The organism is Kitasatospora sp. NPDC089913, from assembly GCF_044748625.1.
In the GTDB taxonomy this organism is placed as follows: domain Bacteria; phylum Actinomycetota; class Actinomycetes; order Streptomycetales; family Streptomycetaceae; genus Kitasatospora.
Genome location: NZ_JBIVGI010000010.1, coordinates 155,410 through 167,135, shown reverse-complemented (window position 1 = coordinate 167,135; position 11,726 = coordinate 155,410). Strand labels below are relative to the sequence as shown.

Here is an 11,726-nt window from a genome sequence, read left to right as displayed (position 1 = left end):
CCGGCCCTTCTTGCACGTTGAGCAGATCCGACCGCGGGTGCCGAGGAAATATCGCTCAGCCCGGTTCTTTCCACAGCCTGTGCACAGCCGGTAGCCCTTGCGCGGCTCAGCCACGCCGTCGCAGCACGGCCTCAAGCCGCAGCTGCTGCTGGAGGTCCGTCAGATCGCGGGCGAGGCCTTGGAGGTAGCTCAGCGGGACCACCGCCCAGTCACGCGTGCCGTCTGTCCCACGGACCGAGATGGCCGCGACCTGGAAGCCACCGCCGAGGCGGAGCAGGTCCCGCGCGAGCTTCCGCAGCCGAAGACGGCGGCGGTCCTCGACGGTGAGGACGACGGCCACCAGGCCCCCGCCGGCTTCCCGGATCGACTCGGCGGTGAGGGCCGGCTCCTGGTCCAGGAGCACGTCCACGATCTCCCGATCGATGGTGTAACCGCAGGTGGTCATTTTTCCCCCTCAGAAAGTGGCATCGGCCGGTATCAGACGCATGCTGACGCGGTCCAACTCGTAACTGCTGTAGGTCCCCCCGGAGGAATCTTCATATCCCTCACGGTTCTTCACCGGGCTGATGTGCAGAAGCCGCCCGTCCATTCCGTCGATTTCCTTGTGGATGGTCAGGATCAGGCTCGGAACCCGGCCGATCTTGCCCTTTACACCGCTCAAGGGGATCGGCTTCATTCCGTCCGAGTGCTCGCCCGTCACGTGATGGAGTGCGAGCACGTGAGCCATCGTTTCCCGGGCCATCTCGGACAAGTACTCACAGAGCCCTTCCAAGCTGAAGGTGAAACTTTCCGCGTCCCCTACGCTGCCCACGTCGATATTCGTGATGTTGTCGACGACAATGAGGTGGGGATAGCAGCCGAAGACCTCGAAGTAGGCCGCAAGGCTGACCTCCAGGTCGGCCAGGGAGGGCCGCGCTTCGTAGACGAGCCGGACCCACCACCGTTTCGCCAGCACCTCGGCGTAATCAGCAAAGTCCCCGTCCAGGAGCCGCCGTTTGACCTCCTTGACGTCCGACCCGGTGATGATGGCCGTCGCCCGGCTGAGCTGAGTCGCCGCACCGGAGTCCGCACTGAAATAGAGCGCTGGCATGTTCCCGTGCAACGCCAGGTTCAGCGCGAACAGGGACTTTCCGGTCCCGGGGCCGGCCGCCGCGAGGCTGAACTCCCCCCGCCTGAACTCGACCTCCAGTCGACTCAGACCCGTGTACGGGTGTGGGATCGGCTCCCCCGCCGCTCCGCGGATGGTTGCGGACTGATTCAGCGAGTACATCCCACCCCCTCACTTCAAGTTCTTGGTGAAAAAAAAGCTGTTTTCTTGCAACACCTGAACCATAGATCGAACCTCCCCCTCATTTCAAGTTTTTATCGAAAAAAAGAGCACTTGTGCTTCAAGTCACAGAACCTACAGAGGAACCCGGGCTTCGCCTCGAACCGGCCAGCCTTCACGCCAGCATCCATCGCCGCATAGCGCTCGCCCACCTGCTCCGCGGAGACCGAGGCGAGGTCAACCGCCTTCGACAGGCCGCCCTTTTTTGCGAGGTACCAGTCCCCCCGATTCACCTTGACGCCGCGAGCCAGCTCGACGGCCACCTTGTACGTCTGAAGCTGGAACTCGGACTTCGTTGATCCGGTCTTCAGATCGCGGACCCTCAACGAGCCCGAGTTCCCGGCCTCGTCGATGAGCTGATCTATGTATCCCCTGACCTGTACACCGCCGATCTCGACCATGAAGTACAGCTCCAGTGCCGGCTTCTCCTCGGGCGTCTGCCAGATGACCGGCTGGTGCTCACGGGCCCACCTCACGTACTGGGCCGTCTGCTCCTGACCCAGGACGTACCGCCGCTCAATGTCGTCAGCGCCAGAGCCAGAGGCCGAGAGCCAGCGGCGGGTGTTGGGCTCCTGGTCCAGGGACTCGTTCACTCGGTCTGCATACTCGTCGGAGAAGAGCTGTACGGCTTCATCTTCGGACATCTGCCGACCAGACCTTTCGAAAGCCTCGGCCGCACTATGGAAGGCTGTCCCGTGGTGCGACCAGGCCGCCGGCAGCGGGGTCTCTCGCTCGACTCGTTGCAGAAAAAAGCGCCAGCCGCACCGCTCGTACTGCTCAGTTTGACTGACGCTTCGGGGCATCGTCTCAATACTTATCATATGGCCACTTTCGGGCAGAAACGGACAAACGTGTGGGCGGCACTTGCAGGAAAGTATGGGTGCGGTGTCGAAAATACCTCTCGTTCAACCACAATATCCCGAACGCGAAGTCCACAAGCGAGAAATATGCGTTCCTCAAGGTCCAAAATCTCGGAGACGTCCGCAGCGCTCAAGACGTCGCCAAAGCAGACATCCCAATACTCCCCCACCGGCTGAGCCACCCAATGGGCGATGACAACACCTTGCGAGGTTATGACATCGCTAGACAGGGTCTTACTGCTACGGATCTCCTGTCGAACCCGCTCCGTTGCAGGTTCCGCCCGCACTGGAGCACCGCGAAGTATCGACAGCATACGACCCCTCCCTGAACATGTGCACAGAATTATTTGCACGGCCTGTGATCGATAGTGAACTTACAGTACGACGGTGACACTCGCCCCTCACTTCAAGTGTGACCCTCGTCACGATCACTGCTTGCAACTCCCTGACGAATCCTCAGACAACAAAACAGGCCCCCCAATTGGGGGGCCGTCGGCCGCCGGTCACCTTCAGTCGGAGCAAGAACCTACTCTTCGGCCCCCAGGCACCACAGCTCTAGCTCTTCACCCTCAGGGAGGGGCCTGTCGGCGGGCCACCTGACAACAAGGCGCCCGTCCCGCTCAGTCCTTGGCACGTACATGAAGCCATCCACCAGGGAGTAGTCCAGGACCGTGCCTTCGCGCCTCAATCGAGCCTCAAAGAGGTTCGCCGTGTGCAGCTGGCGCGCACTAAGCGAATCTCCGAGCCTCATTCGCAGATAGAGGCGAAGTGACTGGTTTTTCGACGTAACGTGATGACTTCCAGCGCCACTGTGTGACTGAACGGTCCAAATTTTTGCCACCATGGAATTGGCTTGCATAACGGCAGACCCATTGGACCAAACCCCCATGTTCAGCTTATTTCTCCGAAGATTCACGGCCTGGACCGAAACATCATATTGAACGGAGAGTTCCTGGTCCGACATTCCGCGCATAAACAGCTTTTGCAGGTCCGAATCCGGGGGAAGCTTTGCCATGGAGGAACCCCTAATATTTGTAGGCGCCAGAGAAATGAATGAGCCTGGGCAGGGAGCGACATCACTACGAGACTACCCACCGACACCCCTCACATCAAGTCAAGGCCGCCGGCCCGTGCCGCAGCCGAAAACCTGAACACGTTCAAAACATGCGTTGAGCGGGGATTCTAGCACGCACGTTCGAATCTTTGTGAGCTACGTCTCACCTCAACGAGCTCGTGTCTTGAGGGTCACCCGCAAGACACATACGTCTTTAGTGAGAGACCAACTAAGAGAAGTAAGACCAAAGACTACTAAGGTCTCTTGAAATCTCTACAGATAGCTACATAACTTACCAGACACCCTGTATGACCCCTTGTTGAGACTTCAATCTCCAAGAGCGGTCCGGGGCGGCCCCGGCTGCCAGACCAGCATCCGGCCGGGGCCACAGACCATCGGGAGGTGACCATGCCCAGAGCCGCGTCCATTTGCCTGGTGAGCGGGTGTACTTTCCGAACGGCGCGTGACGGTCGGTGTACCGGCCACCAGCTCCGTCGCCCGTGGGACCGGACCTCGGCCCGCAACGCGTGCCGACCCAGCGACTGGTCCTCCCGCCGCGTTCGGGTGCTCAGCCGGGACCGCTGGCGGTGCCAGAGCTGCGGATCCCGTGAGGACCTGGAGGTCGATCACCTTGTCCCGGTTGCCCGCGGTGGCTCCTGGGAACTCAGCAACCTCTGGGTGTTGTGTCGCGACTGTCACCGACGCAAGACGTACGGCAGCGACCGCCACGCCTGACGCCTTCCCCCACCGGCCGGTGGCTAATCCGGCCGGCCAACTGGTCGTAGCTCAGCTGGAAGAGCGCTCGGTTTGGGACCGAGAGGCCGCAGGATCATGCCCTGCCGATCAGACCGGAGCGAAAACCTGTGGCCCTGCCGCCGGCTCTGCCACAGGATGAGGACATACCGGGACCGCAGGGGCGGTCCCGAACGGACGTAGCTCAGTTGGTAGAGCACTTCTCTCATATGGAAGTGGTCGCAGGTTCGAGTCCTGTCGTCCGGACGAGGTGCCCGTGCTGTGTATCACGGGATGTTGCAGGTGTAGCTCAGTTGGTAGAGAGCAGCGGTCTCCAAAACCGCGTGCGGGGGTTCGATTCCCCCCACCTGTTCCATGCGGGTCGCGCCCGCAGGTTCCTGCCGTCTCCCTGATCAGGTGCGGAGGGGAACGGTGCTGGTCGTCCAGCGGCCCAGGGCGCCTCCCGTGCAGGGAGGAAACACCCGTTCGAATCGGGTCCAGCACACCACCATCACTCTCAGCCCGCTCCCCTATGTAGGGGGCGGGCTTCACTTATTCGCGGAGGTCTGCCATCTCGCCTACCCACTGCGCAGGGACCTGTGACGGCTGCATGAGCGGTCGGCCGGCTCCGGCCTGGCACTCGCGGGCGGTTCGCCGACGTGACTGGCAGCAGGATGCGCGTGCCGAGCTGGATGACCTGGCCGACCTCTACGAGGTCGACGCGAGCCGGGTGAGGCTCCGATGACCCGCGGGCCCCGCCCCAAGGAGAACGCGGTTCGTCGCAACAAGCACGCGCATGCCCAGGAGCTGGCGGCGGATGCCCAGCCCGGCCGGGAACTCCCCCGAGGCCTCGGCATCACTACCAGCGGCGCCCGCCGCTTCTGGAGGACGTGGGCGACCTCGCCCCAGTCAGCGCGTTGGGCAGAGACCGATTGGGCCGAGCTGGAGATCACTACGAAGCTCGTAGACGCCCTGTACCAGGGCGACTTGAAGCTTGCCGGTGAAATCCGTCAGCGCGTCGCCAAGTGGGGCGCAACGACTGAGGACCGTGCCCGCCTTCGCATCTCCATCGAGCCCGAGCACCAGGACCGGGACGCCGACCAGGCGCCGGCCGAGACCACCACAGACCTCGATGAGGAGTTGTTCCGACTGCTGAACTCGTGAATGAGGTGAGCCCGTGCAGACTGGAAATCTGCCTGCCGGGGTCCCTTCTCCGAGTGAGACGCTGGGCTACCAAGTCATTCGCTGGTGTCAGAAGTACATCGTCCAGCCGGACGGCGAGCACGCAGGCGAGCCCTGGAAATTCACCGCTGAGCAGTTGAGGTTCGTCCTCTGGTTCTACGCCATCAACCCGGATGGGACATGGCGCTACAGCGCCGGCACCCTCCGAAGGGCCAAGGGCTGGGGTAAGACGCCGCTCTTGGCGGCCCTGGCGATTGTTGAATTTATTGGGCCATGCAGATTTTCTCACTGGGATGCCTTCGCGCTCCCGGTAGCTAAGCGGGTCCCCCTGCCGACGGTGCAGATCGGCGCCACTGCGCTCGACCAGACCGATCAGACCATGGAAATGATCCGAGGCATGCTCTCGGAGTCCCCGGCCGAGAAGGAATTCGGCCTGGACATCGGCAAGGCCGTCATCCAGTTCAAGTCTGGCAAACCGGGAACGATCCGGCCGAAGGCGACCGCCGGCCGTACCAGCGAAGGTAACCGGCCCACCTTTTGCTTGATGGACGAATGCCATCACTGGGTGGGCTCCAATGGGGGTCCTGATTTCTATCAGACCCTCAAGCGGAATATCGAGAAGACCACTTCCGCGGGCTCTCGATGGGTTTCCACCACCAACGCCTACAATCCCAATGAAGACAGTGTTGCTCAGCAGATCCACGAATCGGACATGGTCCGTCAGGGGTTCTGGCTGTACGACTGCCTTGAAGGCGATATCGAGGCCGGCGAGCTTCGCGACGAGGAGAAGGTCAAGGCCGCCCTGGTCGAGGCCTACGGAGACGCCACCTGGGCCGATATTCCCGGCCTGACCCGGACGATCCTCTTCGACCGGACAACCCCGGATTCCACCTACCTCCGATTCTTCTTCAACACCATCGCTGAGAGTAGCGACGGCTGGATGAGTAAATCTGAGTGGGAAGCCTGCCAGGACGACGAGGACCCCATTAAGTCCGGCGATCAGATCGCAATCGGTTTTGATGGGAGTATCCGCGGTGACGCGACAGGAATTGTCGGCGTTCGCCTCCGGGACGGGAAGCTCTTCGTCCTCGGGCTCTGGGAGAACCCCCGAGATCCCCGACAGCCGGATTGGGAAGTCGACGTCCTGGCGGTGGAAGCCGCCGTTTCTCGGGCCTTCTCCACCTACAGGGTTGAGTGGATGTACGCCGACCCCCCGTATTGGCAGGAGAACATCGGCAGATGGGCCCTTGAACATAACGACGGGCGGGGCACTGACTACGTCTTCGAGTACTGGACTAATAAGCCTACGAGGATGGCCCAGGCAATCGAGCGGTTTCGTACCGCTGTGATGGTCAAGGATCTCCACCATGACGGCGATGAAAACCTTGCTCGCCACGTGCTCAATGCCGTTACCCGTGAGGTCCCGCAGGGGTTCCTCATCACCAAGGACAGTCCCCGTTCCAAGAAGAAAATCGACCTGGCCGTATGTGCCGTCCTCGCATTTGAAGCACGAGCCGATGCCATAGCCGACGGCCGCCTGAAAACGCGGCGGAGGCGCGTAGTTGGCTTTTAGCGAGGCTGCATGATCGTCCCCCCAGCTGGCTACAGCGCAATAGGCCCTCCGGAAACCCCGGTTCAGTGGCTTGCATACCTCCACTCCAAGCTCCCGGGTCCCGGCTCGCCGATACGGCGATTCGCCGAGTACTACGAGGGAAATCAGCAGAAACTCGCCTTCTCGCAGATGCGATACAAGGATGCGTTTCGTGAGGTCTTCTCAGAGTGGCGAGACAACTTCTGCGGCATGATCATCGATTCGGCCAACGAGCGAATGCATGTCGATGCCTTCTCGCTCCCTGGCGATTCCGGAACCAACCGGGACGCCCGTGAGTTCTGGCAGCGGTCGAGCATGGACGCCCTGAGTACGGCGGTCCACCTGGACGCGATGATTCAGGGGACTTCCTATGCCAAGGTCTGGCCGAACAAGGTCGGAGAGCCCATCATCACGCCGGCCTCCGCTGAACGTATGGCCGTGCAGTACAAGGCTGGCAGTCTGACAGAGATCGAAGCCGCAGCTGAGTTCAACACGGACTCCTGGGGCCGCATCGGAGCAACTCTCTGGACCGAGGAATACGTCTACGAGGTGTCTTTCGGAGAGACCGACTGGGAGAAGGGCAAGAGGGCCCGAAATCCCCTCCAGACGGTTCCCGTCGTAGCCTTCAACAACCGGTCCCGAATCCTTGGCGACCCGTTCTCCGATCTGACGAACTGCATCCCGATTCAGGATGCGATCAACAAGACGATCATGGACGCCCTGACCGCATCCGAGATGGCGGCATTCCCCCAAAGGCATGTCACTGGCCTTGAGATCCAGGAGGACGCCGACGGTCGGCCGATTGAGCCCTTCAAGGTCGCAGTGGACAAGATCCTTCAAGCAGAGGATCCCCAGGCACGTTTCGGATCATTCCCGGCCGCCGACCTCGGGAATTACGTGACCTTGGTCAGCATGCTCGTCCAGCACCTCAGTTCTGTATCTCGCCTCCCGCACCACTACTTCCTGGTAAATGGGGGCTCGACCCCTTCGGGCGAGTCGATTATCTCGGCCGAGGCCGGTCTAGTCGCAAAGGTCCGGGAACGCATGCTGCACTTTGGTGAGGCCTGGGAGCGGGTAATTCGCCTCTGCTTCGCCATCAAGGGCGACAAGCGCCGAGACGCCTTCAGCCTGGAAACGGTCTGGAAGGATCCGGAATACCGGACCGAAGCCCAGCACATTGACGCGCTTTTGAAGCTCAAGCAGCTCAACGTCCCCGAGGAACAACTCTGGTCCGACGCCGGATACTCCTCCGCCCAGATCGAATCCTTCCGCGAAATGCGGAAGGAAGACGCAAAGGCGGCCTCCGAGGTTCAGAAGCTTGGCCCGCAGCCACAGCACGACCCTGCTGATCTAGAAGCGAAGAAAGCTGCCAGCAAGCCACCTCAGGGCAACGCCGGTAACGCAAACCGGAAGATCCACGAAGCCAAGTAACCGTCGCCGAAATGGCGAGTTCCGAGATGGAGATACCCCATGACCGAAACTTCTTCCACGTCCGAGCCGACCACCCCGACTACTCCCCCGGAGACTCCGCCAGCTGACCAGGCCGTAGAGGCCGAGAAGTGGAAGGCGCTGAGTCGCCAGAACGAACAGCGCTGGAAGACCGCTTCGAAGGAACTGGAAGACCTCAAGGCGGCGAACATGACTGACCAGGAGAAGGCGCTAGCTGATGCTCGTGCCGAGGGGCGCCAGTCTGCCCTGTCCGAGGTCGGCATCTCTCTGGTGCAGGCGGAGATTCGTGCCCAGGCGGCCACCGCGGGCGTGATCGTGTCGACGGACTACCTGGATCTAGGCCGGTTTCTGGCTGATGACGGCCAGGCCGACGCGGAGAAGGTGAAGGGGTACATCGATTCCCTTCCGAAGCCGTCGACCGAGCCGACGTTCCCTGAGCTTCAGGGCGCCGGCTACCACCGGGGCACCGGCGGTGGCATCACGAGCATGGACCCTAGTGAGCTTGCCGACCTGATCGCCGGCGGCCGGTTCCTCTAAGCTCTTTCTGCCCCCCTTCCTTGCTCCCGGGGATTTGCCGTATGAGCAAGTAACTTCAAACTCCTAAGCCCTGTTGCCCTCCCCCTTGCGGGTTGGGTGCCGGGGCTATTTCTATGCCCTGGAGCATGCATGGCACCTACCACACATCATTTTAATCTTGACCCCAAGCAGGTCACTATTGCTGCTCTAGGCCTTCTGGACCGGCAGCTTACTCTCGGCTCCCTTCCGGCTCGGTATTCGGAGCTGAACTTCACCGGTGGCGTCGGTGACGTGATCAACGTCAACCGTGAGTCCCGAGGTATTCCGGTTGTGGCGGGCGGGATTACCGCGCCGATCACCAACCCAATTACGGGTGACAAGAATGTTTTCGCGGCTGCGTCTGACCGGCCACTCCCTTCGGCTGACCGTAAGGCGCCGACCGGCTTCATTAACGAGTCGCGTTTTCCGGTTCAGCTCACCACGCTTGCCCAGAACTCGACCGTCCTTTCCATGGAGCAGGTGGCGTTTGATCTGCGCCAGTTCGGCTCTCAGGTCCTCTCGAAGCTCACTCGGGGCTTTGCGGAGTACTTCGATGACACCACCGCGGCCTTCATCAAGGCGAACATCAACCGTTCCTCGCTGACTGCCGGCCAGAAGAACGCGATCGGCGGCGACGTTTCCGTGACCATTCCGGCTGCGGACGGTACTGCGGCAACCCTCTCGAAGCGCGCCCTGAACATCCGGACGGCCCTGGTGGATGCGCGCCTCGCGCTCAATCTTGCCAACGTGCCGGCCTCTGAGCGATACCTGATTGCCGGTCCCGAGGTTGAGGCGATCCTCCTGAAGGATCCGGAATTCGTGGCGGTCGACTATTCCGGCGACACCAACGCGCTTCGCCGGGCGACCATCGGCCGAATCTACGGCTTCGATATCGTGATCCACAACTCCTTCTCCCTGGAGATGTACCTTTTCCACCGCTCGGCGCTGTTCCTGGTTTCGGCCTGCCCAGCCATTCCGATGGGTGCCGTCAACGGTTCCATCCAGAATGTCAACGGAATCGCTACCCGAATGCTGATCGATTATGATTTCGGCAAGAAGGCGGACACGATCGGCCTGGATACCATGTACGGCCTGGCGACCGTCAAGGAAGACCCAGACTATTCGGTCCGCGGTACCACCATCGGCGAAAAGTTTGTGCGCGGTCTCAAGATTTCGATCACCGAGCAGCCGGCGGGCTAATGGCCGCCTATGCCTCCGTTGAGGATGTGGCCGCCCGTCTCGGGCGGCCCGTCCTGGACGACGAGAAGCCTCGGGTTGATGCCCTGCTGGACGACGTGTCGGCGCTCATCGCCGAGCACTGCACCGGGACTTGGGACCGGGTCAACCCTCCGGCCTCTTTCAAGGTCGTGGCCTGTGCCGAGGTGATCCGGTGGCTCGCCGTGACTCCCGGCGTGATCTCGGAGCGGACGGGTGAGCTGGAGATCCAGTTCTCGGCCTCCGCCTCGACGGCCGGTCTTTCGGAAGCCGCCAAGTCGGGGCTTCGCCGCTACCGGCGGGCACTCTCCTCTATACCCCTCGTCCGGGAGGTGACCCCGTGCCCCGGTACGTCGAGCCCGTAGAAATCCACCGCGCTGCCCTGGTGGCGGACGCGTACACCAACCGGCGGGACTGGGAGCACTCCACTCGGGTCTGGTCGGGACTTGCCTCGGTTCAACCGGGCAAGCCCTACACGGTCCGATCTCCCGAGCGCGAGACCACAGTTGACCGCCTGCTCGTCTACCTCCCGTCGAGTGCCGTCGTCGACTCCGCAGACCGGATCACGGTCCGCGGAGTCACCTACCAGGTCGAGGACGAGCCCGCTCACTGGCGGGCCGGCGTCCTCAGTCACATCACGATCAAGGCTGTGAGGGTGCGTCGATGACCAGGTTCACCCTGCGTATGAACCGGAACTGGGAACGGGAGATCCTGTCTCTCGCCCAGGCCAAGGAAATCGTGGAGCTGCACACTGCCGACGTTGCCGCTCTGGCGATCAAGGAGAGCCCCCGGGCCTCCGCAACCCGGAACAACTGGAACAGCTCGAAGAGGAACATCTCGGCACTCGTCACCCTCTATCAGGGCGGCTGGTACGGCCAGGTGGTCATTGAAGCTGACCGCGAGGTCCGACACACCATGCTCCAGGAGCGCGGATACCGCGATCGCGGAGGCCGCCGGCACCCCGGCCGCTTCTTCCTGCGGGAGGCCTTGGTGAAGGCGAGGATCGAGTGATCGACCCGGTTAACTCCCTTTGGGAGTACCTCAGTTCGCTCCCCAGCCTGCCCAAGGGCTGTGTGACCGGGGACCTGGTAGGCCGCGAGGCCGGCGAGACGACCGTCTACCTGAATGAATCGGGTGGCCACCGCCTGGTTCGGAACCGTATGGACAGGGCGGACGTCGAGTACGACGTGTACGCCGAGGACCGCGCAGAGGCTAAACGCCTCGCGCTCCTGGTCCGCCAGCACCTCCTTGAGGAGCTGCCCGGCCAAGAGGCCGGCGGCGCCCTGGTGCTCGACGTCGCGGAGATTGACCGGCCCCGGTACTACCCGGATTCGGTGTCCAGAGAGCACATGTACGGCGGCGAAGTCTCGCTGTTCTACATCGCGGCGTGAGGCAGTCGGCAGAGGATATCTGGCTCAACCTCCCTGGCCTCGTTGCGTACAGGCTCCCATCCGTACCGGGAGTACCAGGCCGTCAGCTCGTTGCGGGTCAGGCCCTCCGGGCCCGGCTCGACGGAGAGCATCAGAACCACACCTGATGCGTCGGCGTCCGCGGTGATCTGCCTCAGGAGTTCGCTCCCCCATCCCCGGCCTTGATAGCCACCAAGGACATGGACCTCCGCGAGGATCGCCACGCTCTGCACGTCCGGCTCGTACCGCAGGTAGGCGTAGGCCTTTCCCTCGTGGTGCACGTAAGCCATCTTCATATCGGCTGAGCATACCCGCCGATCCTCTCCCCCGTTCGGGGAATCCCCAAAAACTC

At 62.2% G+C, this 11,726-nt stretch carries 14 protein-coding genes and 4 tRNA genes; 14 read left to right on the top strand and 4 right to left on the bottom strand.

The genetic code is table 11. The annotated features are described in order from the left end of the window. Positions 1–106 precede the first annotated feature (106 nt). The 3 genes from ACIPYS_RS17925 to ACIPYS_RS17915 form a co-directional block, all read right to left on the bottom strand. Positions 107–445, bottom strand: a complete 339-nt coding sequence (locus ACIPYS_RS17925; protein ID WP_400747172.1) for a hypothetical protein — start codon at positions 443–445, stop codon at positions 107–109. A gap of 9 nt (positions 446–454) precedes the next feature. After that, entirely contained in the window at positions 455–1,270 is an 816-nt protein-coding gene (locus ACIPYS_RS17920) for an AAA family ATPase (protein WP_400747170.1), read from the bottom strand. Positions 1,271–1,362: 92 nt separating this feature from the next. Further along, entirely contained in the window at positions 1,363–2,130 is a 768-nt protein-coding gene (locus tag ACIPYS_RS17915) for a RecB family exonuclease (protein ID WP_400747254.1), read from the bottom strand. A 1,519-nt stretch (positions 2,131–3,649) separates the two neighbouring features. Between ACIPYS_RS17915 and ACIPYS_RS17910 the strand changes: the two genes are divergently transcribed. The 14 genes from ACIPYS_RS17910 to ACIPYS_RS17845 all read left to right on the top strand — a co-directional run bounded on the left by ACIPYS_RS17910 (position 3,650) and on the right by ACIPYS_RS17845 (position 11,356). Next, complete coding sequence (locus ACIPYS_RS17910; protein ID WP_400747252.1) at positions 3,650–3,976, top strand: HNH endonuclease; 327 nt, start codon at positions 3,650–3,652, stop codon at positions 3,974–3,976. A 40-nt stretch (positions 3,977–4,016) separates the two neighbouring features. Further along, positions 4,017–4,089 (top strand) — tRNA-Pro (locus tag ACIPYS_RS17905). 78 nt (positions 4,090–4,167) lie between these two features. Next, positions 4,168–4,240: transfer RNA gene (locus tag ACIPYS_RS17900), tRNA-Met, on the top strand. A gap of 32 nt (positions 4,241–4,272) precedes the next feature. Continuing rightward, positions 4,273–4,349: transfer RNA gene (locus ACIPYS_RS17895), tRNA-Trp, on the top strand. A gap of 56 nt (positions 4,350–4,405) precedes the next feature. Next, positions 4,406–4,481: transfer RNA gene (locus ACIPYS_RS17890), tRNA-Ala, on the top strand. Positions 4,482–4,714: 233 nt separating this feature from the next. Beyond that, positions 4,715–5,137, top strand: a complete 423-nt coding sequence (locus tag ACIPYS_RS17885; RefSeq protein ID WP_400747168.1) for a hypothetical protein — start codon at positions 4,715–4,717, stop codon at positions 5,135–5,137. A 13-nt stretch (positions 5,138–5,150) separates the two neighbouring features. Further along, a complete protein-coding gene (locus ACIPYS_RS17880) occupies positions 5,151–6,728 on the top strand; it encodes a hypothetical protein (protein WP_400747166.1) in 1,578 nt (525 codons plus the stop codon). Between the two features lie 9 nt (positions 6,729–6,737). Then, positions 6,738–8,177, top strand: a complete 1,440-nt coding sequence (locus ACIPYS_RS17875) for a phage portal protein (RefSeq protein WP_400747164.1) — start codon at positions 6,738–6,740, stop codon at positions 8,175–8,177. Between the two features lie 39 nt (positions 8,178–8,216). Beyond that, positions 8,217–8,732 (top strand): hypothetical protein, encoded by a 516-nt coding sequence (locus ACIPYS_RS17870; RefSeq protein WP_400747162.1) that lies wholly within the window; start codon positions 8,217–8,219, stop codon positions 8,730–8,732. Positions 8,733–8,861: 129 nt separating this feature from the next. Then, positions 8,862–9,950: a hypothetical protein gene (locus ACIPYS_RS17865; RefSeq protein ID WP_400747160.1), complete on the top strand. Its 1,089-nt coding sequence runs from the start codon at positions 8,862–8,864 to the stop codon at positions 9,948–9,950. Continuing rightward, positions 9,950–10,330 carry a hypothetical protein gene (locus ACIPYS_RS17860; protein WP_400747158.1) on the top strand — a complete coding sequence of 127 codons (381 nt, stop codon included), beginning with the start codon at positions 9,950–9,952 and terminating at the stop codon, positions 10,328–10,330. Before ACIPYS_RS17865 ends, ACIPYS_RS17860 begins: the two co-directional genes overlap by 1 nt. Further along, a complete protein-coding gene (locus ACIPYS_RS17855) occupies positions 10,306–10,632 on the top strand; it encodes a hypothetical protein (RefSeq protein WP_400747156.1) in 327 nt (108 codons plus the stop codon). Before ACIPYS_RS17860 ends, ACIPYS_RS17855 begins: the two co-directional genes overlap by 25 nt. Continuing rightward, a complete protein-coding gene (locus ACIPYS_RS17850; protein ID WP_400747154.1) occupies positions 10,629–10,976 on the top strand; it encodes a hypothetical protein in 348 nt (115 codons plus the stop codon). The genes ACIPYS_RS17855 and ACIPYS_RS17850 overlap by 4 nt, the downstream gene beginning before the upstream one ends. Beyond that, positions 10,973–11,356 carry a hypothetical protein gene (locus tag ACIPYS_RS17845; RefSeq protein WP_400747152.1) on the top strand — a complete coding sequence of 128 codons (384 nt, stop codon included), beginning with the start codon at positions 10,973–10,975 and terminating at the stop codon, positions 11,354–11,356. Before ACIPYS_RS17850 ends, ACIPYS_RS17845 begins: the two co-directional genes overlap by 4 nt. Here the strand turns inward: ACIPYS_RS17845 and ACIPYS_RS17840 are convergent. Further along, a complete protein-coding gene (locus tag ACIPYS_RS17840; protein WP_400747150.1) occupies positions 11,341–11,670 on the bottom strand; it encodes a GNAT family N-acetyltransferase in 330 nt (109 codons plus the stop codon). The two genes, ACIPYS_RS17845 and ACIPYS_RS17840, sit on opposite strands and share 16 nt — an antisense overlap. Positions 11,671–11,726: the final 56 nt, after the last annotated feature.

What these genes read in the sequence shown, in the direction of transcription:
- ACIPYS_RS17925 (WP_400747172.1), bottom strand. Translation starts at nt 445, where the DNA reads ATGACCACCTGCGGTTACACCATCGATCGGGAGATCGTGGACGTGCTC.
- ACIPYS_RS17920 (WP_400747170.1), bottom strand. Translation starts at nt 1,270, where the DNA reads ATGTACTCGCTGAATCAGTCCGCAACCATCCGCGGAGCGGCGGGGGAG.
- ACIPYS_RS17915 (WP_400747254.1), bottom strand. Translation starts at nt 2,130, where the DNA reads ATGCCCCGAAGCGTCAGTCAAACTGAGCAGTACGAGCGGTGCGGCTGG.
- ACIPYS_RS17910 (WP_400747252.1), top strand. Translation starts at nt 3,650, where the DNA reads ATGCCCAGAGCCGCGTCCATTTGCCTGGTGAGCGGGTGTACTTTCCGA.
- ACIPYS_RS17885 (WP_400747168.1), top strand. Translation starts at nt 4,715, where the DNA reads ATGACCCGCGGGCCCCGCCCCAAGGAGAACGCGGTTCGTCGCAACAAG.
- ACIPYS_RS17875 (WP_400747164.1), top strand. Translation starts at nt 6,738, where the DNA reads ATGATCGTCCCCCCAGCTGGCTACAGCGCAATAGGCCCTCCGGAAACC.
- ACIPYS_RS17870 (WP_400747162.1), top strand. Translation starts at nt 8,217, where the DNA reads ATGACCGAAACTTCTTCCACGTCCGAGCCGACCACCCCGACTACTCCC.
- ACIPYS_RS17865 (WP_400747160.1), top strand. Translation starts at nt 8,862, where the DNA reads ATGGCACCTACCACACATCATTTTAATCTTGACCCCAAGCAGGTCACT.
- ACIPYS_RS17860 (WP_400747158.1), top strand. Translation starts at nt 9,950, where the DNA reads ATGGCCGCCTATGCCTCCGTTGAGGATGTGGCCGCCCGTCTCGGGCGG.
- ACIPYS_RS17850 (WP_400747154.1), top strand. Translation starts at nt 10,629, where the DNA reads ATGACCAGGTTCACCCTGCGTATGAACCGGAACTGGGAACGGGAGATC.
- ACIPYS_RS17840 (WP_400747150.1), bottom strand. Translation starts at nt 11,670, where the DNA reads ATGAAGATGGCTTACGTGCACCACGAGGGAAAGGCCTACGCCTACCTG.